Here is a 25,772-nt window from a genome sequence, read left to right as displayed (position 1 = left end):
TTAGATAATGAATCATCCTTTCATCCTTGTTACTCTAGTAGCGAGTTTTCAAGACAAGAGGAGGGATGTGGATGAAACAGGCAAAAGCATGGGGGATGGCGATGCTGTGCGGGATGTTTTTCTTCGCCGGCCATGCTAATGCTGCCACGATCTATACGGTCAAGCGCGGCGACACGCTTTGGAACATCGCGAAACAATACAGTGTGCCGCTCAAACAACTGAAACAAAAAAATCACAAAGGCGATTTATTGTATCCTGGCGAAAAACTCGTCATCCCTGACGCGGGCATCACGGAGGCGGAGAAAGATTTGCTCGCCCGCCTTGTCCACGCCGAGGCGAAAGGGGAGCCGTACGCTGGAAAGGTAGCCGTAGCGACGGTTGTTCTGAACCGCGTCGACCATCCGGATTTTCCGGATACGATCCGCGCCGTCATTTATGAGCGCTCTGGCGGCCATTATGCATTCACACCGGTCGCAAACGGATCGATCAACGAACCGGCTGACCGTGAATCATACCGCGCCGTTGAAGAAGCACTTGCTTTTCGCGGTTTAGGAAACGGCTCGCTCTATTTCTATAATCCGAAAACGGCGAAAAGCAAATGGCTGCGCTCGCGTCCAGTGACCGTCGTCATCGGCAACCACGTCTTTGCTAAGTAAAGCGGGAGCAAGGGGGGAAGACTGCCCCCTGCTTTTTCTTTATAGTTTTAGGCCACCGGTGATTTTTAATGAAAAAGCGGCTCCATCACGTTGTTTCTCAATTTGATAAACCATGTAAGATCAGCTCTCTTTTCCAGTTGGAGACCACCGATTTGGTGAAAAAAGTTGTTTTTCACCAGCCTTTTAGGAAAGAAACCCCTTTACTTGCAGTGGAAAATAAGGCAAACTAGAACAAAAGACGATGAAAAAGGGGAATGATGATGACTAATAAAAAAGCGAAAGTCGGAGATATTATCGAGTTTAAAAATGGACTGCGCGGCATTGTCGAGAAGGTGAATGAAAACTCAGTCATCGTTGATTTGACGTATATGGAAAACTACCGTGAACTCGATTTGCAAGAACGGACGGTCGTCAATCATAAAAACTATAAGATCATTGAATAGAAAAAGAGGCTGCCAAGAGCCTCTTTTTTGTTTACGAAATGCGGGCGAGTTCGTCGCATTCATATATATGGACGCCGCTCGTTGCTGACGCCGCCCGGTAAAACATAGCCAAAGCAAGCTGACGGGCGTCGACCGGCTTATACTTTTTCCATTTGCCGACGAACAAAAACGACAGCCGGCATAACAGCCACCCGGCGAGCGCCTCGGCGAGGCGGAACTCCCGGCGCTTGCCGACGAGCAGCGACGGGCGGAAAATATGGAGCGATGGGATGGAAAGCCGCTGCAACGCCTCTTCCGTCTCCCCTTTGACGCGCTGGTAGAAAAACGGCGAACACGGGTTGGCGCCGATCGAAGAGACGGTCAAAAAGCTTTTCGCGCGGCACTTTTCCGCCAGCACCGCCGCCCGCAGCGTGTATTCATAGTCGACTTGAATGAACTGCTGCTTTGTTTTCGCCTTCTTGCGCGTCGTCCCGAGGCAGCAAAACACATCGTCCACATAAAAATGCCGTTCGTACGATTCCAGGCGTGCAAAATCGACGACGACTTGCTGCAGCTTTTCGTGTTCCACCGGCAGCGGAGTGCGGACGAAAATTGTCACGCGGCAGTATAAATCCGACTGCAACAGCAGCTTCAGTAGCTCTCCGCCGACCAAACCGCTTGCTCCAAGCAAAAGAGCTGTTCTTCGCTCCAACGCCAAAACCTCCAAGGCAAACATTCATTGTCCATTATATAGGAGTTTGGGCGAAAAAACTACCTCTTTTTTTGCTGGCTCTAGCGGTTGTCGACTTTTTCCGGGTACAAATCGTGATTGAGCAGCCGGTATTCGGCCATTTTTTCGTATTTCGTCCCCGGGCGCCCCCAGTTGCAGTACGGGTCAATCGAAATGCCCCCGCGCGGCGTGAATTTCCCCCATACTTCGATATAGCGCGGTTCCATCACTTTGATCAAATCGTTCATAATGATGTTGACGCAGTCTTCATGAAAATCGCCATGGTTGCGGAAGCTGAACAAATACAGCTTCAGCGACTTGCTTTCGACGCATTTTTTGTCCGGGATGTAGCTGATGTAAATCGTCGCGAAGTCCGGTTGTCCGGTTTTTGGACACAACGTTGTAAACTCCGGACAATTGAACTTCACGAAATAATCCCGGTCAGGATGTTTGTTGTCAAACACTTCAAGAAGATTCGGATTGTACGTAAACGAATACGTTGTTCCTTGATTGCCAAGCAGCGTCAATTCCTTTAACTCTTTTTCACTTCTTCCTGCCATGTCTGTTCCTCCTTGTTTGTGATGGTTCGTCCGTCTGCCGGAAGAGCTCCTTAAACGCCGCGCTTGTTCCCCCAAAGGAGCGTGTGCAGCTGCGGCAGGATGCGGACGTCTGCGAGCTCCTCCGACTGAGCGATTTGTTCCACCAGCCATTCCAACCGGCCGAAGAGTTTCGCGCGGAGCGCAGCCACATCCGAATCCGCCACATCGTCGTTGCCCGTCTGCAAATAAAACGGAACGCCCGGGTAGCGGCGGTGCACCTCTTTGGCATACGCCAAATCGGCGTCATCAAAGACAACCACTTTCAAACTGATGCGCCGCGCCCGGCTTCGGTCAGCCTGCAGCCGCTCGATGATCCGATCGAGCACCGCCCAGTCGGTGTCCATCCCCGAACTTGGCGGCTTCGGGGAGAGGGTGACGTCGTCCACATGAAGCAGCCAGTCTTGCCATCGGCTCCCTTGCGTTTCAACCGCCACCCGCATCCCTTTTTCATGAAGAAGCGCAACAAGCTCACCGAGAGCGGAGATCAAAAGCGGGTTGCCGCCCGAAATCGTCACATGGCGGAAGCGGCGGCCGCCGATGGCCTTAAGCCGCCGCCAAATGTCTTCCGCGGTCAGCTGCTCGATCTCGTCTTTCGCCGACCCGTCCCACGTAAACGCCGAATCGCACCAGCGGCAGCGGTAGTCGCAGCCAGCCGTGCGGACGAACATCGTCTTTTGGCCGATCACCATTCCTTCGCCTTGAATGGTCGGCCCAAAAATCTCCAACACCGGAATCGTGCGCCCCATCACCGTTCCCCCGCTTTCGGCCGGTAGACAACATAACTGGTGGGCGTTTCGCGGACGAACACTTGCAAACATTTCGGCTTGTGCGGCAGCGTATCCAAATAGCGTTGAATCGTTTCATAAATCGTGCGCGCCACCACCTCCGACGTCGGAAACCGGTTCGGGTCCCGGCTGTCAAACCAATCGGCGTGGTCGTTAAGCAGCGTATGGTCCAGTTTTCGATGAACGAGCTGTTTTAACGTTTGGAAATTGACTAAAAAGCCGCTCTCATCGAGCTCATCGCCGGCGACCGTCACATTGACGATGTACGTATGGCCATGCACGTTTGCGCAGCTTCCCGCTGCTTCATGCGGGATGAAATGGGCGGCGGCGATGTGCATATCTTTGTTCAACTCATAGCGGTAATTATGCATGACTTGTGGATACAGCTGGTGCATCATCGCGCCTCCACCTCCGCTTTTTCCCGCAAGTATTCGTCAAGCCCGCGTTGGCGCAGCACGCACGCCGGGCATTCGCCGCAGCCGTCGGCGATGATGCCGTTATAGCACGTCAGCGTCTTCGTGCGGACGAACTCGAGCGCACCGAGCTCATCGGCGAGCTTCCACGTCTCAGCTTTCGTCAGCCACATGAGCGGCGTATGAATGACAAATTCGTAATCCATCGCTAAATTCAACGTGACGTTCAATGATTTGATAAACACATCTCGGCAGTCCGGATAGCCGCTGAAATCCGTTTCGCACACCCCAGTCACGATATGGCGCGCGCCCCGCTGTTTGGCGAGCACGGCGGCAAATGACAAAAACAATAAATTGCGCCCGTCCACAAACGTCGTCGGCAGCTCACCTTCCTTTTGTTCGATGGCGATGTCGCGCCGCGTCAGGGCGTTTGGCGCCAACTGCCCGAGAAGCGACAGATCAAGCACCGTATGGCGGACGCCAAGCTCGTTGGCGATCGATGCCGCGACGTCAATTTCGCGGCGATGGCGCTGTCCGTAGTCAAACGTCACCGCTTCGACTTCCACAAACCGCTTTTTCGCCCAAAACAAACATGTCGTGCTGTCTTGGCCGCCGCTGAAGACGACAACCGCTTTTTCTTCCTTCCTCTTCATGCTGATCAACCTCCTCCTGAATCGGCAGAAGAAGAGGTTTCCAAAACAAAAAAGGCCATACCCCTAGGATACAGCCGTCCCTAGTTTTTTATAGAGGGTTTTGCTAGAAACCTCTCCCGTACAAATGTACGGAATTGTATTCTTCTGTTTTCTTTTTTACTATACCATATTCACGGTTTTTGTTGTAGCGCCTTTTTCACTTTTTCCGCCGCCCATACGTACACGTACAAAAGAGGAATGTAGACGGCGGCAAGATAAAACCCGGCCTCAGCTGTCCATTTCATCAACCGATCGATATCGGTTTTCTCTTGAACAAACAGCGTTCCGACAAACAAGACGGCAAGCAGCACAGGCAGCGAACGGCGCTGCTGAACGGCAAACAGCTGTTTGACCACGCGCATCGCCGCCCAAACGGAAATGGTAATGATCGGAAACACAACGAGCACGTAAATCGAGATGACGATATACTCCATCCGCTCGATAAACGGCACTTCCGGAATTTTGGCGAGCGTCAGCGTCGGCCATGTAATATGCTGAATTTGTTCTTTGTTATAAAACACAATCGAAATCAACATCACAACAAGGTAAATGAACGTTGTGAAGGCATTGGCAGCGTGCGCCCACTTTTGCGAGGACGGAGCATTTTTTAAAAACGGGTAATACATGAGCAGCATTTCAAACCCTAAATATTGAAGCGTCATCTCTTTCGATGCTTTCACCAATTGTCCAAACGAATGGTCAAACACTGGAAATAAATTCCGGTATTGAGCATATTCAAGCGGAAAGAAAACCATCGGAAAAATCGTCAACAGCGGAATCACGACTCCCCAAACGCATAAGCCGGCGACGACGCGAAACCCGCCGAGGACGGCGTAATACGTCAGCAGCAAAAAAACGAGGCTGAACTGCCACGCTCCCATCAACGGGAACACCCATACTTTAATGATTTCAATGTACGACTGAAGCACCGTCAGCGCCACGAGCGCATAGTAAAAAAGCAGCCCAAGGCTCAGCACTCCACCGATCCACCGCCCGAAGTACTGTTCATGAAGCGACACGATGTCTCCTCCGGACGGCGAGTAGGAAAACAGACGATACATGAGCCAAACGAGCCCGTGCGCCGCCAGTCCAGCCAGCAACACAACGATCCAGGCGTCCTGCCCCGCCTCTTTCATGAGCGGACGCTGAAAACTGAGCGCCCCGACCCCAATTTGTGCCGCATGAATGACAAAAAAAGCAAGAAACGGGGAAATGAGAAACCGTTCCGGAATGGCCTGCTTCATCGTTATCCCTCCTCATGATCCCCGTCTTATTCGCCAATGCCTGTATGGACGATGTCCACCGTTACATGCGGACGGATGTCGATATCCGGGTATTCGCGGTAAAACGCATCGGGATCCCAATGTCTTGTCACGCTGCGGACAAAATCGCCGATGCCGAGCGGATCAATCCGTTTTTTCTGAAAATAACGGAATAGCCGGCGCATATTATGCTCTAATTCATTTTCCATTTTTTTCTTCACATCATCAAACAAATCATCTCCTGGATGATCGAGCCATGACGGGTAATCCCTCACCGACGCATGGATATGGACGAACACGTCAAGCGCATGGCGGCTGCCGTCACGCTTCCATTCATATTTCGGCTTTGCCCATAAGTTTTGCAGCATCACCCGATCCTCGCCCTGTTTTCCGCGATTCCCAACTTTCAGCTGGTAGACGCCGTTTTTCGTTTCCCCGAGCAAAATTTTCATCAAAAACGAATCGCGCAAACTCACATGCCCGACATATTTGTCATCGCGAAACAAAGCGACCCCTTCGAGCTTGACGAAATCTCCTTTTTTCTCAAAGTACGGCAAAAATGGGTCGCTCCCCGGGGAAAAATAGCGATACAAAAACAAGTGCAAATTCGTCTTCGGCAAGTTCATCGACTGCTCGTTTTGTTCCACAACATTCGGCAAATACAACGTGTCGCTCAGCGTCGTTTTCGCAGTGATTTTCAGCAACTCCCTGGCACTTTCTTCCGCCACGCCAAGCAACAAATGGCTGCCGACTTTGTTGTTGCGCGCGAGGCTATGCGTAATTTGCGTCACCCCGCGCCTAGCGAACTCTTGGCCAAACAAAATGAGCCGCAGCTGTCCTTCCTCAATCGGCAGCGCCGATTTCGATGACAGGCGCGGGATGAGGTCGTAGATCGTTGGCGACGTCGTCGTCAGCATATTCGGCTTTGTCATCGGCCCTTGCTTGAACGTCGGGTACACCGCCGTGCCGGTGTAGCGGCCGTTCTCGAAATCATAGCCCATCTGCTGGATAATTTGAATTTCGTCAATCGGCCGCGAACTGGCGCAGCCGCTAAGCAACAGCAACGCACCGATCCATGCGAGCCCACGCCTCATCATGATCACCCTTACTCATCAATATCGCGTTTTTGCTTCGCCTCATTCGGATCATAGCGAAACCGCGACCGCGGACGAAGAAACATCGGCCGTTCCGCTGTTTCACTGTATGGCGAACGGATGAAGGTGTCGCGGAAGTTGCGCACGCGAAGCGGATAAAACGGCAGCAAATACGGATAGCCAAACGACTGCAGCCGCCCTAAATGAATGAGCAATCCGCAGACAGCAAAGATGATGCCGATCCCGCCCCAGCCAGCGGCGAACAAAATGAATGGGAACCGGATGAACCGAATCGTGTTCGACATTTTGAAAATCGGCGTTGTAAACGAAGCGAGCGCCGCCAGGGCAACGACAATCAACAAAATCGTACTCGTCAGCCCAGCATCAACAGTCGCCTGCCCGATGACAATCCCGCCGACAATCCCGAGCGTTTGCGCCACTTTCGTCGGCAGCCGCGCTCCGGCTTCGCGCAACAGCTCGATCGTAATCTCCAAAAACAGCACCTCGAGCACCGGCGGAAACGGCACGTTCGAGCGCGAATAAATGATCGGTCCGAGCAAATCTTCCGGGATCATCTCGTAATGGTACGTCAGCACCGCCACATAAATCGGAGACGCCAACACGGAAAACGCGACGCCGAAAAACCGAATGAGGCGGAAAAACGTACCGAGCACCCACGGCAGATAATAGTCTTCCGGCGACGTAAAAAAATCGAAAAGAGCGGCGGGACCGATCACGGCATACGGGGAGCCGTCGCAAAAAATCGCGACTTGCCCCGAGACGATCGCATAAACGGCCCGATCGATCCGCTCAGTCGAGATAAAGAGCGGAAACGGCGTCCGCGAATTGTCAGCGAGCAGCTGATCCAAAATGGCGTTGTCAAACACGACGTCAAAATGAATTGCCTCAAGCCGCTGCGTCACCGTTTGGACCACTTCTGGATTGGCCACGCCGTCGATGTAGGCAATGACGACTTTTGTTTTCGACACTGAGCCGACCGACATTTCTCGAAAAACAAGGTTCGGCGTCACCACTTGCCGGCGGATGAGATGCAAATTGACGCCAACGTTTTCGACAAACCCGACTTTCGGTCCGACGACACTGAACTCATTTTCGGAATCGTTGTTTTCCCGCAACCCTAAATTTTCGGCGGCGGCGCTCATGAGCGCCGCCTTGCCCGGCTGTTCGCGGAAACTGACGGCGACAAACCCTTTCAATACCTTTTCTTCAATCAGCGCTGTGTCTTCGCTCACTTCAATGCGCTGAATCGGCACGATTTGTTGCAAATCTTCCAGTCGGACGGTCGGATGCTTGGGAATGTCGTTTTGCAAATGGCAAAGAATCTGCTCTTGCAATACTTGCGGATCGACGAGCGAATCAAAATAGTAAATCGACAGCTCCTTGCCCCCAACGATGAACGACAATTCAACGAAGTCGCTTGATTGCCGCAGTTTTTCCCAAAGCTGCGAAATGGGCCGCTGCGGGGGGCGTTTTTTCTTTTTTTTCCAAAACATGAACAAACCCACGGACATCCCCTCGCTCTTCCGTTTACGGCATAGTCTTCCAATCGATAGATATTTTTATGCATCCCCCTTTCATCCTATTGATTCGACAAAATATTCTATATATTATTGAGAATAGACGAAAATGAAAAAAGGAGAATCGTCTATGAGCGAACTGACGAAACGGCGCCGGGCGAAACGGGCGTTGAAAAAAGTGACGGCAACGGCTGAAGCGTTGCGGCGGTCGATCGACCGAACGCGTCCGCTTGAAGAGCAGCTCGACCGCATCCGCGCCTTTTTAGACGAGCGGCTTGGCCATGATGAATATTTTGTTGTTGTCGATGAAAGCGGATACGGACTCGTCCATACGAACCGCCTCCGCGAGGGGCGGGTGTTTGCCGACCCCGTTGGGCTTGCCGCCGCCCGCACGAACGAGCCGCTCTTGCAAGTGTACGAGCGCGATACAGGCGAAGTGTTGATTGACGCCAGCTGCCCGCTTTGGACCGAACCGAGCGGAAGGCGCATCAACTTGCGGATGGGGCGGCTCATGCACCGCCCGTATTTGCAATGGATGGTCGCCAGCGTCGCCATCGCACCTGCATTGGTCGGGCTGGCCGCCTCCGCTGCCGGGGCGCCGCCCGTTTTCGCCGCGCTGTTCGCCGCAGCTGCCGGACTTGGGATCGGCGCCGCCTGGCATCGGGCCATTGCCGCCCAGCTTCGCCATTGGTACGGCGTCGCCCGCACTGTCTCCTCGGGTCAATTGCAGACAGAAGTGAAAACGACGGGAAAACGGGATGAATTTCATCAAATCGCCTACGAAATCAACAAAATGATTCTCGGCATCCGCACGATCATCGCCGAGCTCGGCAAAGCGGCCAAAACGGTGCATGATGTCAGCCATGAGCAACAGATGGAAATGCGCCGCCTCTCTGAATCATTTGACGAAATCGCCGCCGCCGTCGAAACGTTCCGCGAAGGAGCGAAACAACAAACGGCCGCCGTCGAGCAAGCCGATGACGTCATCCGGCAGATGGTGGAACGCGTGCAGATCATGCGAGCCGCCGTTGAACGCGTCGTAAGGCAAGCAAGCGACGCTTGGTCGTCGGCGGTGGAAGGCATCCGTCTCATTGATGAAACGAAAACAAACATGGACGCCATGCAACGCGGCATCAGCGAAACGACCGCCCTCATCGACAAAGCAGCCAATGAAGCGGCGCGCGCTCATGACATGATCGCCGCCATTCGCACGATCGCCAAACAAACGAACTTGCTCGCCCTAAACGCTTCGATCGAAGCGGCGCGGGCGGGTGAAGCGGGCCGCGGCTTTTCCATCGTCGCCCAAGAAGTGCGAAAACTCGCTGAAGATACAAACACATTCGCCGCTGAAATTTTCGCTTCGCTCGACGCCATGACGAACGCGCTCAAAGAAGCCGTGCAGGCCATACAAGGAAACGGCCGCCACGTCGAAAAAACAAAAGACTCGCTTTGGAAAACAGGAGAGACGTTCACATCGTTTCAAAGCATGTTCGCCCAGCTGAACGATTTGCTTCAGCAAAACGAAACGTACGTCAACGCCATCACCGCCGACGGCGAGCAGCTCGGCGGACTGATGGAAGATGTGCGCACCGTCGCGGCCGATTTTTCGAACATGGTGCAAGAAACGGCGGCTGGGCTTGAGCAACAAACGCTCGCCCTTCACCAACTAGCGCGAGAAGCAGACACGCTGGCTGCGGCAGCGCGCGATTTAGAAAAAATGATCACCCGCTTTCATTCATAAAGAAATAAAGCCCTTTCGTCCCCCTTCACCAAAGAAACATCGGGGAACGAAAGGGCTCGTTTACCGGCGCGGCAACTGCCGGCGCCAAAGAAGCCACAACAGCACAAGGCTCATATAACCGAACAGCGGATAGATGAACGACAGCAGCTCCCCGTAATGAAACGGACTGACCGCCGCAAACAGCAAAACGAGCAGCACGCCCAGCCATTTCCCGCTGATCGGCACCCAAACGCGCACTTGACGTACAAGCCCAAACATGCCGCCGATGACCGATGTAAAAATTTCTCCGTAAATGACGACAACATAAAACCAATACAATATAGCAAAAAACGTACGAACCACTTCCGCCATCGGAATATCATAATCATCCTTGTGTGGAAACGATAGCAGCACCATATGGTTCAACAGCAGCAAAAACGTCAGCACCATTCCACCTAACATCGCCCCGCGTCTCACCGCTCGCTCATCGGTCGCTTCGCGGGCGATGGGGACAAGCACCGCTTGGGCCATCGCTAAGTTAAACGCCGCATAGGAAAACGGCGACAACATCGCCTTTAGGGAATAGTCCGCCGCAGCCATGTCTGGGCGGCACAAGTCGCCAGCCATCATCGTTTTCATAAACGCAAGGCAACTAAACAGCATCATCATCGGCGCGACAAACACGTTGACGCCAAACAGCCCTTTGCGGTCAAACAGCATGATGACCAACGCCAGCCCAAGCGTCAACGCAACGCCCACTTGCCGCGGCCAGCCGATCTGCTCTTCAAACACCGCACCCGCCCCGGCGATCATCACCGCCGTCACCCCGGCGATCATCGCTGTCATCACGAGCGTCACAAACGGGCTCAACATTCTTCCGAACAAATAACGATTCAATTCATCATATGATGCGGCTCCAATACGGCGCGCCATCACCATCAGGCGCGCGCCGCCCCATGTGAACAAAACGCCGCTGACCGCCACCCCGATCGTCCCAGCCATTCCGTAGCGGGTAAAAAATTCAATAATTTCCCTGCCGGTCGCAAATCCCGCCCCAATCACCGTGCCAACGTAAACAGCGGCGATTTGCCAAGCCTCCGACCATTCCGTTTTCTTCTTCACTGCCTGCCCTCTCCTTCTTCTTGTCCGCTGCTTTACTTCCATATATATGTCCGCAGCGGACAAGAAAGACGAATAGGCAAAAAAAGGATGCCTCCCTCGGCATCCTTCATTACTGAGCAGTCACTTGTTCAACTTGATGTTCGTGCAATTGATCTGTTTCCACATGCACTTTCACCGAATACGTTCCTTCGTTGGCAAACGTCGCAACGGCCTCATATTCGCCGTTTCCTTTTTCATTCGCATCGATAAATTCATGCTTGTTGCCGGCCTGCCAAATCTCAAAACGAACCGTGGCGTTCGTAAACGGCTTCCCATCTTTGGTGAGGTGGACGGTCAATGCCGCCGGTTTTCCAGCTTCGAACGAACGGGACGACAGCGAAATGGCAACAGCGCCATGATGGTGTTCTTCAGCACTGCCTTGGGAGGTTTCGCGCGCACCGTCAGCCGTCGCCGCCTGTTCCGGATTGCCGGCGACAATATCTTTTTTCGGCATGTTATGCATGTCGCGCGCCGTTACATGGGCGACGACCGAATATGTTCCCGCTTCCGTAAACGTTTTTTCCACCGAATAGCGGCCATCGCCGTCATGCTTCGCTTCAAGCATTTCCCGCTCGCCATCTCCATGTTTCCATACTTCAAACTTGACTTCGCTTGCATCGTCCACTTTTTCACCGCCATACGTCACGACGCAGGCGAGCTTCGTCGGTTTGTTCAAATCGACATGGTCCGGAACGTCCATTTTCACGTCAAGCACGGCCGGCGTCTCGGCTTGCTTGTTGTGATTTGTACAAGCTGCCATGATCATCATCCCCAAAAACACAACAGAAAACGCGAAACCAACCTGTCTTCTCATCTTCACCTTTCTCCTTTTTCCTTCAAATTCATGATCATCGTCAGCACCAAAGACGGAGTCTTTTCCGCCTCTTTTTCTTTTTTTCACTTTATCATAGCTTTGCCGCACCTACATTAGTATTCACCATTTTTTCAAAAACATTTCATCGTTATCACAATTTTTTTGTACAAAACACTTGAAAGTCAAAAAAGGTCAAAGTATAATAAAGTCAGAAAGTCAAAGAAAGTCAAAGTCAAATTCTGAGTATGGAAAAGGGGGTATTCCTCATGCGCTGCCAAGCATGCCAACAACGTGAAGCAACGGTGTTTGTCAACTTGCAATGGAACGGTGAAAAACAACAGCTTCATCTTTGCCATGAATGCTATGAAAAACAAAAACAACAATTGTCGATTCCGATGATGAACTTTGGCTTTTCGCCGTTTTCGTTTGATGACTTCTTTACTAGCCACTTCGCAGCGGCCAACGCGGAGATGAGTTCGCCAGAAACGATGGCGAAACGCCCGCAAAGCCGCAATGGCGGATTTTTGGATCAATTCGGCCGCAACTTGACGCAAATGGCCAAAGCTGGCTTGATCGACCCAGTCATCGGCCGTGACAAAGAAATCGCGCGCGTCATTGAAATTTTAAACCGCCGCAACAAAAACAACCCGGTCTTAATCGGGGAACCGGGCGTCGGGAAAACGGCGATCGTCGAAGGGCTCGCGCTGAAAATCGCCGAAGGGAACGTGCCGGAAAAACTGTTAAACAAAGAAGTGTACTTGCTTGATGTCGCTTCGCTTGTCGCCAACACCGGCATCCGCGGCCAATTTGAAGAGCGGATGAAACGGCTCATCGCGGAACTGCAAGAGCGGAAAAACGTCATCTTGTTCATTGACGAAATCCATCTGCTCGTCGGCGCTGGCGCTGCCGAAGGGTCGATGGACGCCGGGAACATTTTGAAACCGGCGCTTGCCCGCGGGGAGCTGCAAGTCGTCGGGGCGACGACGCTGAAAGAATACCGGCAAATTGAAAAAGACGCGGCTCTTGAGCGCCGCTTCCAACCGGTCATCGTCCACGAGCCGACCGTGGAAGAAGCGATCGCCATCTTGAAAGGCATCCAGCCGAAATACGAGCAATTCCATCATGTCCGCTACACGGATGAAGCGATCGAAGCGTGCGTAAAACTCGCGCACCGCTACATCCAAGACCGCTTCCTCCCGGACAAGGCGATCGACTTGCTTGATGAAGCCGGCTCGAAAGCGAACTTGCGCCTCGGCCCGACTGACGAAAAACAATTGCAAGAGCGGCTGATGCAAATCGCGAAAGAAAAAGAACAAGCGGCGAAAGAGGAAAACTACGAGCTGGCGGCGAAACTGCGCGATGAAGAGCTGAAGCTCGAAAAACAACTTGAACAAGGCGTGAACGAAGAACGCCCGACGATTGACGTCGCCGACATCGAGCAAATCATTGCTGAAAAAACCGGCATCCCGGTCGGCAAACTGCAAGCGGATGAAAAAGAAAAAATGAAACATCTCGAAGAAAACTTGGCGAAAAAAGTGATCGGCCAAGCGGAAGCGGTGAAAAAAGTCGCCAAGGCGATCCGCCGCAGCCGCGCCGGCTTGAAAGCGAAACATCGCCCGATCGGTTCGTTTCTGTTCGTCGGTCCGACCGGCGTCGGGAAAACGGAGCTCGCCAAAACGCTCGCTGAGGAGCTGTTTGGCACAAAAGACGCCATGATTCGCCTCGATATGAGCGAATACATGGAGAAACATTCGGTCTCGAAGCTGATCGGTTCACCGCCGGGCTATGTCGGCTTTGAAGAAGCCGGCCAACTCACCGAAAAAGTGCGCCGCAATCCGTACAGCATCATCTTGCTTGACGAGATTGAAAAAGCGCACCCGGATGTGCAGCACATCTTCCTGCAAATTTTGGAAGACGGCCGCTTGACCGACAGCCAAGGCCGCACCGTCAGCTTCAAAGACACCGTCATCATCGCGACAAGCAACGCCGGCGTGACCGACAAAAAAATCACCGTCGGCTTTGAAAAAGAAGCAAGTGGGCAAACGAGCGTCCTTGACTCGCTCGGCGCCTACTTCAAGCCGGAGTTCTTGAACCGCTTCGATGCCATCATTGAGTTCAAGCCGCTCGAAAAAGAGCACTTGCTCGAAATTGTCGACTTGATGCTCGCCGACGTCAAAGCGGCGATGCGCGAACAAGGCATTGAACTCGAAGTGACGGAAGCGGCGAAAGAAAAGCTGGCCGAACTCGGCTACCATCCGGCCTTTGGCGCCCGCCCGCTCCGCCGCGTCATCCAAGAGCATGTCGAAGACAACATCGCCGACTGCCTGCTTGACGCAAGCAGTCCCGTGCGCGCGATCCGCATCGATATCGAAGAAGACGCCATTGTGGCGAAAATCGAATCATAACTTACAACAGAGGATCCGCCGAACATCCATCTTGCTTTCGGCGGATCTTTCTTTACAGACGGTGTATCAAACCGATTTTTCATCTCGATTCCGTCAAGCACACTTTTAGTGGGGAGTTGAATATTTTGTAAAATATTTTTTTTTGAAATATTATTGACACCCTTTTTTTTTGCTAAAAATAAGTTATAAATTCTAAATTTTAGGAGGGGTTGCGATGTTGAAAAGAAAGATGATTCAAACCATTAGTCCGATTCTTTTGACCGGATTGCTTTCTTTTACTCCATTTAATAAGACAGAAGCCGAGATCAATCCGACCTATATTCCTTATGATGGATATGAATACGTTCACAGCACAGATACAAAAGGGCTGACCATTTATTGGACTCATACTCATGTCAACAACAAATCGACTACTGACACCGTTTCCCACACAGTCAAGAGAGAAGCATATGCAACCGCCACGGTTTCTTCGTCGTCTACATTTAATGAGATGATCCTAGCAGTAGGAATTAGTACGGAAGTAAGTTTAGGAGCACGGGTGGAAAAAACAACAACTGTTACTTGGACGATCCCTCCTTATTCCACCTATACCCTTCGATATGGAAGCCGTTGGGTGAAAGCGACCGGTAAAGAAAATTACTACAGCAGAGGAACTCTCATCAGCTCGAAAACCGTCAGCGGACAATGGACATATGAGGGATATTCCGACAGCATTAAACAAAACTAAACGTTCGTGAATGGTGATTGTATGAGCAAAAAATTTTTCTATCCCCTTTTCATCTGCTTCCTCTTGCTGGCGGCGTGCGAACGCGGACACGACCCCGCCCCTGTTGCGCCGCGCCCGGTGGAGAAAGCGAAGCAGGAACATGAAAAAGCGGAGAAGGAACACAAGCCGTTATCGTTGGAACAGAAATTTCTCCCTCCGCATTTTCTAGTCAATCAATTTGTTGCGAAGGCGACAAGCCGATCGATCCAGCTGACGATTCATTACACCATCTCAGAACAGCTGTACCGTTTGCTTGAACAGTATCGAGATTACTATTTCGTCATTCAATATCCAGAGGAACTCTCTCGTTTGACTCACGTTGACCACTCCAATGCGGTCAAAGGCCCTTTGCCGGCAAACGGACGGCTGTCGTATGTCATCACGATTTCTTCCACATGGAAAAACGATGTACCAAAGAATTTGATCGATCAAATCAATCAAGGAACATTGCGATACAATCTCCTAATTCTGGACAAAGAACGATTCCCTGTGCATATTTTCAACGATGTTCAATGGTATCAATCGTTTGATCCGAATCAGGGATCGAATATCACTTCCGAAGATGGCAATGCAAAAAGATGATGATCCATCGAAACCATTCATATCGATTGGACAAACGAAAATATTCATCCGCCAAACACCGTTTCTTGCCAAATAGCGTTTGAGGGGAAATTAGTCAATCAGATGCGGTACTTCTATCATTCAAGGGGGGCGTGTCATCGCCTTCCCTTTTCTTTTTCCCGCTTTTCGCCAAGAACAAGAAGATTTTGCTATAATGGAGAAAAACACAAGGGGGTACCGCGATTGCCAAACCAAATGGAGACGGTCATCATTCAGACCCTCCGCCCGGTTCTTGACCCGTTCGTCATTTATCTATTCGGTTCAGCCGCCCGCGGGGCGCTGCGCCCAGACAGTGATGTCGATATCGCCTTTATGAGCGACAGCGAACCGTGTGATCCGTATGAGTTGTTTCTGCTCGCAGGGCAGTTGGCTGACAAGCTGGGGCGCGACGTTGATCTTGTCGATTTGCGCCAGGCAAGCACGGTGTTTCAAGCGCAAGTCGTCTCGAGCGGAAAAGTGATTGATTGCCGCGACGAGCGGAAACGGGCTGAGTTCGAAATGAAAACATTGAAAATGTATGTGAAGCTAAACGAAGAGAGAGCGCCGGTGTTAAAACAAATTGCTGAAAGCGGGACCATATATGAAAAGTGATGTCATTTTAAACAAGATAAGCGTGATCGAACGCTGCTTGAAACGAATTCGTGAAGAATATAACGGCGATCCAAAAAATTTACAAAATTACACAAAACAAGATTCGATCGTTCTTAATTTGCAGCGGGCGTGCGAGGCCTGCATCGATTTGGCCATGCATATCGTTGCCGAGCAAAAATTCGGACTGCCGCAGCATAGCCGCGATGCGTTCGCTTTCCTCGAAGAACATGGGGTCATCTCCCCTTCCGTAAGCAAAAAGATGAAGGCGATGGTCGGATTCCGCAACATCGCCGTTCACGGCTACCAACAACTGAACCTTGGCATCTTGCAAGCCATCGTCGAACAACATCTTGATGATTTCAAACAGTTTGCAGAAGCCATCCTCCGTTATGCGGAGGAAAACAGCTAGGCCGGCTCCCGCGCGGAAGCCGGCCGGTTAGCGCCGCAAACCGTTCATCAGCACGCGGATCGTCCGTTCCATTTCCGCCTCATCGTCCCAATTGTGGTCAAGCAAGAGGAGAAAACGAGCGGCCAAAAAGCCGGCGAGCGACGTGATCGTCAAGCGGATGACGGAATCGACCGGCAGCTCGGCCAACTCCCCTTTTTCTTGAAAATGGCGGACAATGCGGGCAAATTTTGGATACACGTGCTCTGTAAACACGCCTTGCAAACATTGCTTAATCTCAGAATGAAACGCCACTTCCTGCCAAAGCACGCGAATCGCCGGCAAATACTTTTTCACAAACGCATAGCGGTTGGCGAGCACCGCGCGTAAAAACTGTTCATACGTCTCATATTCGTTGTCAAACACTTCGCGGACAAATTCTTTCGCCAAAAACGGAGCGACGGACTTAAACAATGTCGGCGTGACGATGGCCAACAACAAGTCCTTTTTTGTCTTGTAATGGCGGAAGATTGTGCCTTCCGCCACCCCAGCTTTTTTGGCGATTTCGCTCGTCGAGGTCGCCGCATAGCCTTTCTCGGCAAACATTTCCACTGCCGCTTCCAAAATTTTCAGCTGTTTTTCGCTGAACTGCTCTTCCTTGCCGCCCATTTGCAGCAATTCTTGAATCCACGGATATTCGCTCATCGCTCTACTCCTTACAGCTTGCGGTATTTTTTCAGCGCTACTACATTTAGTACCATAAACAGCAACGTAAAGCCAAGCAGTACGTACACATCAACAGCAATGGCGCTAAAACCTTTTCCGCGCACCATAATATCCCGCAGCGCGTCCGCCCCGTAGGTGAGCGGCATGATGACGCTCAGCGAGCGAAGCCATTCTTCCATCGTATCGAGATTGAACAAGCCGGAGAAAAACACTTGCGGCACGACGACAAGCGGGATAAACTGCATCATTTGCAGCTCGTTGTTGGCGAACGCCGACAGCAGCATCCCAAGCGCCAGCGCCGTCATCGCCAGCAAAAACGTAATGAGCAGCACATACCCGAACGACCCTTCCATCATCATATCCAGCCCATCAATAGCAAACCACGAAATTAAGCTCGCTTGAATCGTGGTAAACAATCCGAACCCGATCATATAGCCAGCGACCATTTCCCAGCGCCGCAGCGGCGTCGCCATCAGCCGCTCAAGCGTCCCGTTCGTCCGCTCGCGCAAAAAGGACACTCCGGCGATCAGAAAGACGAAAAAGAAGACGAAAAAGCCGATCAACACGGGGCCGAAATAATCGAATGACGCCATGTCGCTTGACCCGTGCCAATACGTGGTTTTCAGCTGAAACGGAGGTTTTGGCGCCATAGACTGAAACGCCTGTTGCACCGCGGCCATCACCGCCTGATTGGCGGTCGGATCGCTTCCTTCGAGCGTGACGTGCGGAGCGCTTCCGTTCATTTCGAGCCACGCGTCAATGTCCTGATCGTCCAACTGCTCCCGCGCCTGTTGTTCCGACAGCTCTTTCACCTTCGCTCCCGCTTCTTTCAACTTGTCGACAACCATATCAGGCACGTGTTCGCTGACGGCAATGGCCGGTTTGTATTGTTCTCCATTAAACACCAAATCCATTAACAACAAGATGAACATCGGCGCGACAATCATAAGCGCCAGCGTGCGTTTGTCGCGGAAAAACTGGCGGATGATGCGGACGACAATCGCCATCACTCTCATCGGCGAGCACCTCCAAACGTCAAAAACGCTTGCTCAATCGTTTCCGCGCCTGCTTTTTGTTTCAGTTCATCCGGACGGCCGACGGCGATCAAACGGCCTTCGCGGATCATGCCGAGCCGTCCGCACTTTTCCGCTTCATCCATCACGTGAGTCGTGACGACAATGGTTGTGCCGCGCTGGCGAATCCGCTCAAGCTCCGCCCAAATCGATTGGCGCAGCACCGGATCGATGCCGACCGTCGGCTCATCCAAAATGAGCACGTCCGGTTCATGAAGCAAGGCGATCGCCAGCGACAGCCGCCGTTTCATCCCGCCTGAATATTGGTGCACCGGCTTTTTCCGGTCGTCTGTCAAGTTGACAAGCGCCAGCATGTCATCGATCCGCTCTTTTTGTTTTTTCCCTCGCAATCCGTAGATGGAAGCAAAAAATTGCATGTTCTCCAGCGCGGTCAATTCTCCGTACAGGGCATCCGACTGGGCCATAAAGCCGATCCGCTTCATGGCGCCAAGATTGGGCATGTTTGCGCCCAGCACGCGAATCGTTCCTTCACTCGCTTGATCAATGCCGGCGATCATGCGCACCAACGTCGTCTTGCCCGCCCCCGACGGGCCGAGCAGGCCGAAAATTTCTCCCGCGCGGACATCCAACGACACATCGTCGATGACCACTTTTTTTCCAAACCGCTTGGAAACACGCTCGACTTGAATAGGTGGATGAACGCTCATACACCTCTCCTCCTTTTCGAAACAAAATAGTGAGTAATCACTCACAAAAAGTATAAAACAGGACAAATGTGTTTGTAAAGTGAGTAATCACTCGCAAAATGAATGTTGGAGGCTGCCGAACTGTCGGCAGCCCTCTACTTGTTCATCGTTTGCATGTCTTGCCAGCCGTAGCAACACTCCCACAACGCTTTTCCGCCGATTTCCACCCTTTCCTCGGCCACTTTTTCACCGCCAAGCCGTTCATAAAAACCACGTGACGGGTTGTCGGCAAGCACCCAGACGGCCAGCGAATGAATGCCTTTTTGCACCAAATCGCGGGTCAACGCTTGAACGAGTTGCCGGCCGAGCCCTTTTCCTTGCGCCTCCTTACGCACATAAATCGCATACAGCTCTCCGGCATATTGTGCCGCTGGACCGTCGGCTGCCCGATTTCGTCCACCGGAGGCAAATCCAACAACACGCCCGTTTTCCTCGGCGACAAACACGGAATGATCCGATTGGCGGAGCACCTTCTCCCATAACGTTTGTTTTTCTTCCACTGTCAACGTCTCCAAGTACGCGTCCGGCACGATGCCGCTGTATGTCGTCTTCCAACTTTCGACGTGGACCGAGGCGATGGCCGGTGCATCGGCCCATGTGGCTTTACGGATCATCGTTTTCCCCCTTTGCCCTAGTTCAGCAGAAGTTTCCAAAATAAAGAAAGGCAAGGCGGTGCCGTTCCCGCCCGCCTTTTTTGCTTCTTTTTACAAAGCTTCGTCATCGACGCTATCCAGCCATCGTTCGATATGGCCGACGACCGAAGCGACCGCCCCATCGGCAAACGGCGACAGAAGGTTGGCGCTTTTGACAAGCTCGGTGAACGGCCGGCTGCCGCCCAATCGGCAAAGCGCCACATAGTCACGCCACGCCGCAGCCCGGTCGTCTTGCGCCCGCTTCCAAAACTGGAACGCGCACACTTGCGCAAGGGTGTAGTCGATGTAATAAAACGGGTCGGTGTAAATGTGTCCTTGCCGCTGCCAAAACCCGCCGCGCTCAAGGTAGTCATGGCCGGCGTAGTCTCTTGTCGGCAAATACGCTTTTTCGATGCTGCGCCAGACACTCTTCCGCTCCGCTGGCGTCATATCCGGGTTCTCGTAGACAGCGTGCTGAAATTCATCGACCGCAACGCCGTACGGCAAAAACAAAAGCGCGTCGCTCAAATGGGCGAACCGGTATTTGTCGGCGTCTTCGGCGAAAAAGAGATCCATCCACGGCCATGTGAAAAACTCCATGCTCATTGAATGGATTTCACACGCCTCAAGCGTCGGCCAGTTGTATTCCGGAATGTCGTAATGACGGCTTTCATACACTTGGAACGCATGCCCGGCTTCGTGAGTAAGCACGTCAATATCGCCCGACGTCCCGGTGAAGTTCGAGAAAATAAACGGCGCCTTGTAATCATCGATATATGTACAGTAGCCGCCGCCCGCCTTTCCTTTTTTCGCGACGAGATCCATCAGTTCATGTTCGACCATATAGCGGAAAAACTCGCCTGTTTCCGGCGACAGCTCTTCATACATGCGTCGGCCGTTTTCAACGATCCAATCAGCGTCTCCCTTTGGTGCCGGGTTGCCGGTTGGAAACATAAACGGTTCGTCGTAATAGTAGAGCTTCTCGACCTTGATGCGCTGCCGCTGGCGTTCGCGCAGCTTTGACGCGAGCGGGACGATGTGCGTTTTTACCTGCTGGCGATAGCCTGCAACCATGTCGGCATTGTAATCGGTCCGTCCTAAACGGGCATAGCCGAGCTCAACAAAGTTTTTGAACCCAAGCTTCCGGGCGATCGCCGTGCGGACGCGGACAAGCTCGTCATACAATTCATCGAGTTCTTTTTCATGATCGGTGAAAAATGAAAACCGCGCTTCGTTCGCCCGTTGGCGCATCGCGCGATCTGGCGACTCGACAAACGGCTGCAACTGGGCGAGCGTCCGCTCTTCGCCTTCAAACATGATTTTTGCCGACGCAATGAGCTTCGTGTATTCGCTTGAGAGTTTGTTTTCTTGTTGCAAGTCCTTGACAATCGCCGGCGCGTACGTTTTCAATTGCGTTTCCGCCAAGGCAAACAACTGTTTTCCCCACGCTTGCTCAAGCTCACTGCGAAACGGCGAAGCGACGAGCGCGCGGTAATAATCGTTGACCAGTCCTTTTACGACCGGTTCAGTTTCATCAAAAAAGTCTTGCTCTTTTTTATAAAATTCATCGTTCGTATCGATCGTATGGCGGATATGGCAAAGGTTCGCCATCGTGCTGTAGCGGCGGCGCAGCTCATTAATTTGTTTCATCGCCTCGTGCTGCCCGGCGGCGTTTCCCGCGCGGCGGAACGCATCGAGCGCTTCTTGAAACGATGCCTGCAATTGATTGATGTCCGGCCGCTCGTAACGAAACTCGGAAAATTTCATGTTCCTCCCCTTCTTTCCTATATGATGTTTTCATGGATGACGGAAGTCCTTTCCTTTCTTTGACCTGCCAATTGTATATTCGTCATAATAAAAAAATATCCTTCTTTATCCAACTTCCAAAATATATTTCCATTTTATTTCATGAAATCAATACGAAGCAACGATCGTATATGTTAGTCAGTGAAACGCAGGAGAGGCATTTATCGCACATTTTTGCCAAACTGCACGTATTGTCTCAGATCAAATCCATTAAAAATCCCAATTAATTTGAACTGGTCAAATTCCTTCCAACAAAAAGATATTGACGCTTTTTGTCGAATCGAGTAAGATATTGTCGGCAACAACATATCCCCTCTCCACTTCAATGGGATAGAGGTTGCGGTGAAGAAGAGTAGCGCTGCCGAGGCTCGGAGCAGCCCGTGACGCAGCGTGAAAGGGTTCACCGCCGAAGTTTGCGGCGCGCTCCGGCGGCGCAAGCTGGGCCTGCGGTCGAATAGGCGCAGGACTGCCATCGCTGAGGCGATGGAGCGCTATCGCCATTCAGTTGGATGCGAATGTGTGATGCACCCGCTGAAGAGGCATGGGTGCTTCTTTATTTTTTCTTACATTCAAGGAAGGAGCGTTTTCATCTTGGAGAATCACCGGAAACTTGGAATTTGGGTATTAACGGCGCTCGTCGTTGGGAATATGGTTGGATCCGGCATCTTTATGCTGCCGCGCTCGTTGGTGGAGGCAGCAAGCCCGCTCGGCGTCATGCTCGCCTGGCTGTTGACCGGGGCTGGCGTCTTGATGACGGCGCTTGTGTTCGGCAACCTAGCGATCCGCAAGCCAAACTTAAGCGGCGGGCCGCAAATTTATGCGAAAGAGCTGTTCCCGAAAGGCTCCAACTTATCTATTTTATCTGGCTTTATGTCGTCATGGGGCTATTGGGTCGGCAACTTCGCCGGCAACGTCGCCATTATCACAACATTTGCCAGCTATTTGTCGACATTTTTCCCGGTGTTGACAAGCGAGAAAACAGTGCTTGAGATCGACTCGTTCGCCTTGAAACTCGGGAATTTGCTTACGTTTCTCGTCTGCACGGCACTCCTGTGGGGGATGCATATCATCATTTTGCGCGGTGTGGAAGACGCAGGAAAGCTGAATTTTGTTGCTACTGCAGCCAAAGTGCTTGGCTTTTTCTTGTTTATCGTCATCGCACTGTTTGCGTTTGACAAAGCCGTCATCGGCCCGCTCGATGCCCCACGCTATGATGGGGACGGGCAGCCGATCGGTTTGCTTGGGCAACTCAACAACGCCGCCTTGTCAACGCTATGGGCGTTTGTCGGAGTCGAATCGGCGATGGTGTTCGCTTCCCGCGCGCGCAAACAAGCGGACGTAAAACGGGCGACGATCGCCGGCCTGCTCATCGCCTTAGCCATTTACATCGGCATCAGCTTTTTAGTCATGGGCGTCTTGCCGCAACGCGAACTGATTCAATCGGAAAAACCGCTTGTGGACGCGATTGTCGCTATCGTCGGCCCGGCGGGCGGCTATGTGCTCGCTGCTCTCGGACTCATCAGCCTGCTCGGCTCAACGCTCGGCTGGATTTTGTTGAGCGCGGAAGTGCCGTACCAGGCAGCCAAACAAGGGCTGTTTCTGCCGGCCTTTTTGAAGGAAAACAAAAAACGCGTGCCGAGCTTCTCGCTCACGTTGTCGAACGCCTTGGCGCAATTGTTCATTTTCTCGACCATTTCCAACTCCATGGCCGCGGCGTTTGACTTCGTCATTTACATTGCCACGCTCGCCTACCTTGTCCCGTATTTGATCGCTTCCGTCTTTCAGCTGAAGCTGGCGCTGACGGGAGAGACGTATGCGGCAGGGCGCGGGCGGCTCGCGGACGGCATCATCGCCGCGCTGGCGACCATCTATTCCGTCTGGGTCGTCATTGCCGGGACGGCGGATATGAAAACGTTCCTGCTCGGCGTTGCCTTGCTGGCAAGCGGCGTGATCTTCTACCCGCAGGTGAAAAAAGCGGCGCAGCAGGCAAATGAAAAACAAAAACTGTCGGCATAGCTAAAAAACGGACGCCTATCGTTTGGGCGTTCGTTTTTTTCTGTTTTGGGGCAGGATCTTTTCTTTCGTAAGACGAAATATACAATGTAGTTCCATTTTACTTAAAAGAAAGAGGGGGCCCACTGATGAACAACAACGAACACCCGACGAAACGCCGCGGCATGACGGCGGAAGATTTGCTTCGCCTCCGCTCGGTGCGCGACCCGCACTACGCCCCGGACGGAACACGCGTCGTGTTTGTGGAAAAATCGATCGACGAGGAAAAACAATACCGTTCCCATCTATATATGTGGACGGAAGACGGCGCCATCCGTCCATGGACGTTCGGGCGCTGGCGCGACACGAAGCCGCGCTTTTCCCCGAACGGCGAAACGATCGCCTTTTTGTCCGACCGCTCTGGGCGCACGCAGCTTTGGCTGTTGCCTGCCAATGGGGGCGAAGCGCGCCAGCTGACGTTTTTCAAAAACGGCGTGCGCGATTACGTTTGGTCGCCGGACGGATCGTTTCTCGTCGCCCTAACGACGCTTGGCGATGATGAAACGATTGAAGACCGCGAAGAGCCGGAAAAAGCAGAAGTGAAGCGAGCCGACCTGAAACCGCGCGTTGTGGAGCGGCTGTATTACAAGTCGGACGCCTCCGGCTTTCTGGACGGCAAACGGGCGGTGCTCGCGCGCATCGATGCGCTGTCGGGAAAAATCGAAGCGTTGACGGGCCGCGAGGAGGAAATCGGTTCGTTTGCGATGTCGCTCGATGGACGGACGCTTGCCTTTGTCGCCAACCGAAACGAGGATCCGGACACAACCTTTACCCGCGACATTGTGTTGCTTGATCTCGAGTCGAAGGCGGAAACGAATTTGACGGACGGATGCGGCACCTTCGCCTCGCTCGCCTGGTCGCCGGACGGAACGAAGCTTGCCGCCGTCGGCCATGACTTCGCCTATCTTGGTGCAACCCTTCACCGTCTGTACGTTTTTGAGCCGGAGCGCGGAACGAAGCGGGTGCTGACCGCCGATTGGGACGTCCATCTTGGCGATGCCATGGTCGGCGACATGCATGCTGATGCGAAAGGCCCGGGCCTGATTTGGGCGGGCGACGGGAGCGGCTTGTATGTCACCGCCTCGGAGCGTGGACGCGTCAACGTGTATTTCGTCCCACTTGACGGCCCAGCCGTCCCAGTGGTCGAAGGTGATTTCCATCTATACGGATTCACCGTCCATCCGAATGGACGACAAGCTGTCGCCGCCATCAGCTCGCCTACGTCCGTTGGCGATTTATATGCGGTCTCGCTTGCAGATGGAACGAAAACACGGCTTACGCGTGCCAATGAAGCGCTCGAAAACGAAGCTGTGTTCGCTGACGCCAAACCGTTTACGTATCAATCAACGGATGGTTGGGAGATTCAAGGTTGGATCATGAAACCGCCCGAGCTTGGCGAAGGGGAAAAGGCGCCGCTTGTCGTCGAAATTCACGGCGGTCCGCATGCGATGTACGGGTTTACATTTTTCCATGAATTGCAGCTGCTTGCCTCGCGCGGCTATGCCGTGCTGTTTACGAATCCGCGCGGCAGCCATGGATATGGCCAGCGGTTCGTCAATGCCGTGCGCGGCGATTACGGCGGGATGGATTATGAAGACATTATGGCTGGCGTCAATGCCGCGCTCAACCGGTTCGATTTTATTGACAAAGAGCGGCTTGGCGTCACTGGCGGCAGCTACGGCGGATTTATGACGAACTGGATCGTCGGGCATACGGACCGCTTCAAGGCGGCTGTCACCCAACGCTCCATTTCCAACTGGCTCAGCTTCGCCGGAGTGAGTGACATCGGCTACTTTTTCACGAAATGGGAAATCGGCTGCGACGTCTGGGAAGACGCTGAACGGCTTTGGCATCATTCGCCGCTCAAATACGTCCAAAACATGCGCACACCGCTCTTAATCTTGCACAGCGAGCACGATTACCGCTGCCCGATTGAGCAGGCGGAACAGCTGTTTGTCGCTTTAAAGCGGCTCGGACGGAACACGAAACTCGTCCGCTTTCCGGACGCCAACCACGACTTGTCGCGCACCGGCAACCCTGCTCTTCGGCTTGAGCGTCTTCGCCATATCGTCGACTGGTTTGACCGCTATTTGAAAGGAGCATCGCATTAATCCGAAAGGAG

25 protein-coding genes and 1 riboswitch are annotated in these 25,772 nt (G+C 52.7%); of the genes, 10 read left to right on the top strand and 15 right to left on the bottom strand.

The window, feature by feature from the left end; translation table 11 throughout:
• The first annotated feature begins 71 nt into the window (after nt 1–71).
• Together GJ1_RS03005 and GJ1_RS03000 are read left to right on the top strand one after the other, a co-directional pair.
• A complete protein-coding gene (locus GJ1_RS03005) occupies nt 72–656 on the top strand; it encodes a cell wall hydrolase (RefSeq protein ID WP_066228278.1) in 585 nt (194 codons plus the stop codon).
• Nucleotides 657–916: 260 nt separating this feature from the next.
• Nucleotides 917–1,099, top strand: coding sequence for a YkvS family protein (locus tag GJ1_RS03000; RefSeq protein WP_044731906.1), 183 nt, complete (start codon nt 917–919; stop codon nt 1,097–1,099).
• A gap of 31 nt (nt 1,100–1,130) precedes the next feature.
• Here the strand turns inward: GJ1_RS03000 and GJ1_RS02995 are convergent, their stop codons facing one another.
• From GJ1_RS02995 to GJ1_RS02960, 8 genes are all read right to left on the bottom strand, one after another.
• Nucleotides 1,131–1,814, bottom strand: a complete 684-nt coding sequence (locus GJ1_RS02995; protein ID WP_066228271.1) for an NAD(P)H-binding protein — start codon at nt 1,812–1,814, stop codon at nt 1,131–1,133.
• Nucleotides 1,815–1,870: 56 nt separating this feature from the next.
• Nucleotides 1,871–2,368 carry a preQ(1) synthase gene (gene queF, locus GJ1_RS02990; protein WP_066228268.1) on the bottom strand — a complete coding sequence of 166 codons (498 nt, stop codon included), beginning with the start codon at nt 2,366–2,368 and terminating at the stop codon, nt 1,871–1,873.
• A gap of 50 nt (nt 2,369–2,418) precedes the next feature.
• A complete protein-coding gene (gene queE, locus GJ1_RS02985) occupies nt 2,419–3,153 on the bottom strand; it encodes a 7-carboxy-7-deazaguanine synthase QueE (protein WP_066228265.1) in 735 nt (244 codons plus the stop codon).
• Complete coding sequence (gene queD / locus GJ1_RS02980) at nt 3,153–3,590, bottom strand: 6-carboxytetrahydropterin synthase QueD (protein ID WP_066228263.1); 438 nt, start codon at nt 3,588–3,590, stop codon at nt 3,153–3,155. Before queD ends, queE begins: the two co-directional genes overlap by 1 nt.
• Nucleotides 3,587–4,258, bottom strand: a complete 672-nt coding sequence (gene queC, locus GJ1_RS02975) for a 7-cyano-7-deazaguanine synthase QueC (protein ID WP_066228260.1) — start codon at nt 4,256–4,258, stop codon at nt 3,587–3,589. Before queC ends, queD begins: the two co-directional genes overlap by 4 nt.
• A 170-nt stretch (nt 4,259–4,428) precedes the next feature.
• Nucleotides 4,429–5,541 carry a GerAB/ArcD/ProY family transporter gene (locus tag GJ1_RS02970; RefSeq protein ID WP_066228256.1) on the bottom strand — a complete coding sequence of 371 codons (1,113 nt, stop codon included), beginning with the start codon at nt 5,539–5,541 and terminating at the stop codon, nt 4,429–4,431.
• Nucleotides 5,542–5,567: 26 nt separating this feature from the next.
• Nucleotides 5,568–6,653 carry a Ger(x)C family spore germination protein gene (locus GJ1_RS02965; protein ID WP_066228252.1) on the bottom strand — a complete coding sequence of 362 codons (1,086 nt, stop codon included), beginning with the start codon at nt 6,651–6,653 and terminating at the stop codon, nt 5,568–5,570.
• A gap of 11 nt (nt 6,654–6,664) precedes the next feature.
• The gene (locus GJ1_RS02960; protein ID WP_066228250.1) at nt 6,665–8,179 is read right to left on the bottom strand and encodes a spore germination protein; all 1,515 of its coding nucleotides are present in this window, start codon (nt 8,177–8,179) and stop codon (nt 6,665–6,667) included.
• 142 nt (nt 8,180–8,321) lie between these two features.
• Between GJ1_RS02960 and GJ1_RS02955 the strand changes: the two genes are divergently transcribed.
• The gene (locus GJ1_RS02955) at nt 8,322–9,932 is read left to right on the top strand and encodes a methyl-accepting chemotaxis protein (protein WP_066228249.1); all 1,611 of its coding nucleotides are present in this window, start codon (nt 8,322–8,324) and stop codon (nt 9,930–9,932) included.
• A gap of 60 nt (nt 9,933–9,992) precedes the next feature.
• On the opposite strand, the gene GJ1_RS02950 is transcribed toward GJ1_RS02955, so the two are convergent.
• Nucleotides 9,993–11,033, bottom strand: a complete 1,041-nt coding sequence (locus GJ1_RS02950) for a YkvI family membrane protein (protein ID WP_083509925.1) — start codon at nt 11,031–11,033, stop codon at nt 9,993–9,995.
• A 109-nt stretch (nt 11,034–11,142) separates the two neighbouring features.
• The gene (locus tag GJ1_RS02945) at nt 11,143–11,886 is read right to left on the bottom strand and encodes a FixH family protein (RefSeq protein ID WP_066228363.1); all 744 of its coding nucleotides are present in this window, start codon (nt 11,884–11,886) and stop codon (nt 11,143–11,145) included.
• Nucleotides 11,887–12,152: 266 nt separating this feature from the next.
• On the opposite strand from GJ1_RS02945, the gene GJ1_RS02940 reads away from it, so the two are divergent.
• The 5 genes from GJ1_RS02940 to hepT all read left to right on the top strand — a co-directional run bounded on the left by GJ1_RS02940 (nt 12,153) and on the right by hepT (nt 16,678).
• Nucleotides 12,153–14,291, top strand: coding sequence for an ATP-dependent Clp protease ATP-binding subunit (locus GJ1_RS02940; RefSeq protein WP_066228244.1), 2,139 nt, complete (start codon nt 12,153–12,155; stop codon nt 14,289–14,291).
• A 214-nt stretch (nt 14,292–14,505) separates the two neighbouring features.
• Complete coding sequence (locus GJ1_RS02935; RefSeq protein ID WP_066228241.1) at nt 14,506–15,018, top strand: hypothetical protein; 513 nt, start codon at nt 14,506–14,508, stop codon at nt 15,016–15,018.
• A 21-nt stretch (nt 15,019–15,039) separates the two neighbouring features.
• A complete protein-coding gene (locus GJ1_RS02930) occupies nt 15,040–15,639 on the top strand; it encodes a hypothetical protein (protein WP_066228238.1) in 600 nt (199 codons plus the stop codon).
• 234 nt (nt 15,640–15,873) lie between these two features.
• Entirely contained in the window at nt 15,874–16,269 is a 396-nt protein-coding gene (gene mntA, locus GJ1_RS02925; protein ID WP_217994762.1) for a type VII toxin-antitoxin system MntA family adenylyltransferase antitoxin, read from the top strand.
• Complete coding sequence (gene hepT / locus GJ1_RS02920; RefSeq protein ID WP_066228232.1) at nt 16,259–16,678, top strand: type VII toxin-antitoxin system HepT family RNase toxin; 420 nt, start codon at nt 16,259–16,261, stop codon at nt 16,676–16,678. Before mntA ends, hepT begins: the two co-directional genes overlap by 11 nt.
• Nucleotides 16,679–16,705: 27 nt before the next feature.
• On the opposite strand, the gene GJ1_RS02915 is transcribed toward hepT, so the two are convergent.
• The 5 genes from GJ1_RS02915 to GJ1_RS02895 all read right to left on the bottom strand — a co-directional run bounded on the left by GJ1_RS02915 (nt 16,706) and on the right by GJ1_RS02895 (nt 21,559).
• A complete protein-coding gene (locus GJ1_RS02915) occupies nt 16,706–17,359 on the bottom strand; it encodes a TetR/AcrR family transcriptional regulator (protein WP_066228230.1) in 654 nt (217 codons plus the stop codon).
• 11 nt (nt 17,360–17,370) lie between these two features.
• Entirely contained in the window at nt 17,371–18,396 is a 1,026-nt protein-coding gene (locus GJ1_RS02910) for an ABC transporter permease (protein WP_066228227.1), read from the bottom strand.
• Complete coding sequence (locus GJ1_RS02905) at nt 18,393–19,121, bottom strand: ABC transporter ATP-binding protein (protein ID WP_066228223.1); 729 nt, start codon at nt 19,119–19,121, stop codon at nt 18,393–18,395. The genes GJ1_RS02910 and GJ1_RS02905 overlap by 4 nt, the downstream gene beginning before the upstream one ends.
• Nucleotides 19,122–19,255: 134 nt before the next feature.
• Nucleotides 19,256–19,774: a GNAT family N-acetyltransferase gene (locus GJ1_RS02900; protein WP_066228220.1), complete on the bottom strand. Its 519-nt coding sequence runs from the start codon at nt 19,772–19,774 to the stop codon at nt 19,256–19,258.
• A gap of 90 nt (nt 19,775–19,864) precedes the next feature.
• Nucleotides 19,865–21,559 carry a M3 family oligoendopeptidase gene (locus tag GJ1_RS02895; protein ID WP_066228217.1) on the bottom strand — a complete coding sequence of 565 codons (1,695 nt, stop codon included), beginning with the start codon at nt 21,557–21,559 and terminating at the stop codon, nt 19,865–19,867.
• Nucleotides 21,560–21,921: 362 nt separating this feature from the next.
• A riboswitch (Lysine riboswitch) is annotated at nt 21,922–22,100 on the top strand.
• An 89-nt stretch (nt 22,101–22,189) separates the two neighbouring features.
• Between GJ1_RS02895 and GJ1_RS02890 the strand changes: the two genes are divergently transcribed.
• Both GJ1_RS02890 and GJ1_RS02885 read left to right on the top strand, forming a co-directional pair.
• Complete coding sequence (locus GJ1_RS02890) at nt 22,190–23,614, top strand: amino acid permease (RefSeq protein WP_066228214.1); 1,425 nt, start codon at nt 22,190–22,192, stop codon at nt 23,612–23,614.
• Between the two features lie 125 nt (nt 23,615–23,739).
• Entirely contained in the window at nt 23,740–25,761 is a 2,022-nt protein-coding gene (locus GJ1_RS02885) for a S9 family peptidase (RefSeq protein WP_066228211.1), read from the top strand.
• Nucleotides 25,762–25,772: the final 11 nt, after the last annotated feature.

It is taken from the genome of Geobacillus jurassicus NBRC 107829, assembly GCF_001544315.1.
Taxonomy (GTDB): domain Bacteria; phylum Bacillota; class Bacilli; order Bacillales; family Anoxybacillaceae; genus Geobacillus; species Geobacillus jurassicus.
The sequence above is the reverse complement of the archived record's forward strand: the minus strand, read 5'-3'. Positions and strand labels throughout refer to the sequence as shown.

Bases quoted from the DNA above. Each gene is read 5' to 3' on its own strand.
- GJ1_RS03005 (WP_066228278.1), top strand. From the start codon at position 72: ATGAAACAGGCAAAAGCATGGGGGATGGCGATGCTGTGCGGGATGTTT.
- GJ1_RS03000 (WP_044731906.1), top strand. From the start codon at position 917: ATGACTAATAAAAAAGCGAAAGTCGGAGATATTATCGAGTTTAAAAAT.
- GJ1_RS02995 (WP_066228271.1), bottom strand. From the start codon at position 1,814: ATGTTTGCCTTGGAGGTTTTGGCGTTGGAGCGAAGAACAGCTCTTTTG.
- queF (WP_066228268.1), bottom strand. From the start codon at position 2,368: ATGGCAGGAAGAAGTGAAAAAGAGTTAAAGGAATTGACGCTGCTTGGC.
- queE (WP_066228265.1), bottom strand. From the start codon at position 3,153: ATGGGGCGCACGATTCCGGTGTTGGAGATTTTTGGGCCGACCATTCAA.
- queD (WP_066228263.1), bottom strand. From the start codon at position 3,590: ATGATGCACCAGCTGTATCCACAAGTCATGCATAATTACCGCTATGAG.
- queC (WP_066228260.1), bottom strand. From the start codon at position 4,258: ATGAAGAGGAAGGAAGAAAAAGCGGTTGTCGTCTTCAGCGGCGGCCAA.
- GJ1_RS02970 (WP_066228256.1), bottom strand. From the start codon at position 5,541: ATGAAGCAGGCCATTCCGGAACGGTTTCTCATTTCCCCGTTTCTTGCT.
- GJ1_RS02965 (WP_066228252.1), bottom strand. From the start codon at position 6,653: ATGAGGCGTGGGCTCGCATGGATCGGTGCGTTGCTGTTGCTTAGCGGC.
- GJ1_RS02955 (WP_066228249.1), top strand. From the start codon at position 8,322: ATGAGCGAACTGACGAAACGGCGCCGGGCGAAACGGGCGTTGAAAAAA.
- GJ1_RS02945 (WP_066228363.1), bottom strand. From the start codon at position 11,886: ATGAGAAGACAGGTTGGTTTCGCGTTTTCTGTTGTGTTTTTGGGGATG.
- GJ1_RS02940 (WP_066228244.1), top strand. From the start codon at position 12,153: ATGCGCTGCCAAGCATGCCAACAACGTGAAGCAACGGTGTTTGTCAAC.
- GJ1_RS02935 (WP_066228241.1), top strand. From the start codon at position 14,506: ATGTTGAAAAGAAAGATGATTCAAACCATTAGTCCGATTCTTTTGACC.
- GJ1_RS02930 (WP_066228238.1), top strand. From the start codon at position 15,040: ATGAGCAAAAAATTTTTCTATCCCCTTTTCATCTGCTTCCTCTTGCTG.
- mntA (WP_217994762.1), top strand. From the start codon at position 15,874: ATGGAGACGGTCATCATTCAGACCCTCCGCCCGGTTCTTGACCCGTTC.
- hepT (WP_066228232.1), top strand. From the start codon at position 16,259: ATGAAAAGTGATGTCATTTTAAACAAGATAAGCGTGATCGAACGCTGC.
- GJ1_RS02915 (WP_066228230.1), bottom strand. From the start codon at position 17,359: ATGAGCGAATATCCGTGGATTCAAGAATTGCTGCAAATGGGCGGCAAG.
- GJ1_RS02910 (WP_066228227.1), bottom strand. From the start codon at position 18,396: ATGAGAGTGATGGCGATTGTCGTCCGCATCATCCGCCAGTTTTTCCGC.
- GJ1_RS02905 (WP_066228223.1), bottom strand. From the start codon at position 19,121: ATGAGCGTTCATCCACCTATTCAAGTCGAGCGTGTTTCCAAGCGGTTT.
- GJ1_RS02900 (WP_066228220.1), bottom strand. From the start codon at position 19,774: ATGATCCGTAAAGCCACATGGGCCGATGCACCGGCCATCGCCTCGGTC.
- GJ1_RS02895 (WP_066228217.1), bottom strand. From the start codon at position 21,559: ATGAAATTTTCCGAGTTTCGTTACGAGCGGCCGGACATCAATCAATTG.
- GJ1_RS02885 (WP_066228211.1), top strand. From the start codon at position 23,740: ATGAACAACAACGAACACCCGACGAAACGCCGCGGCATGACGGCGGAA.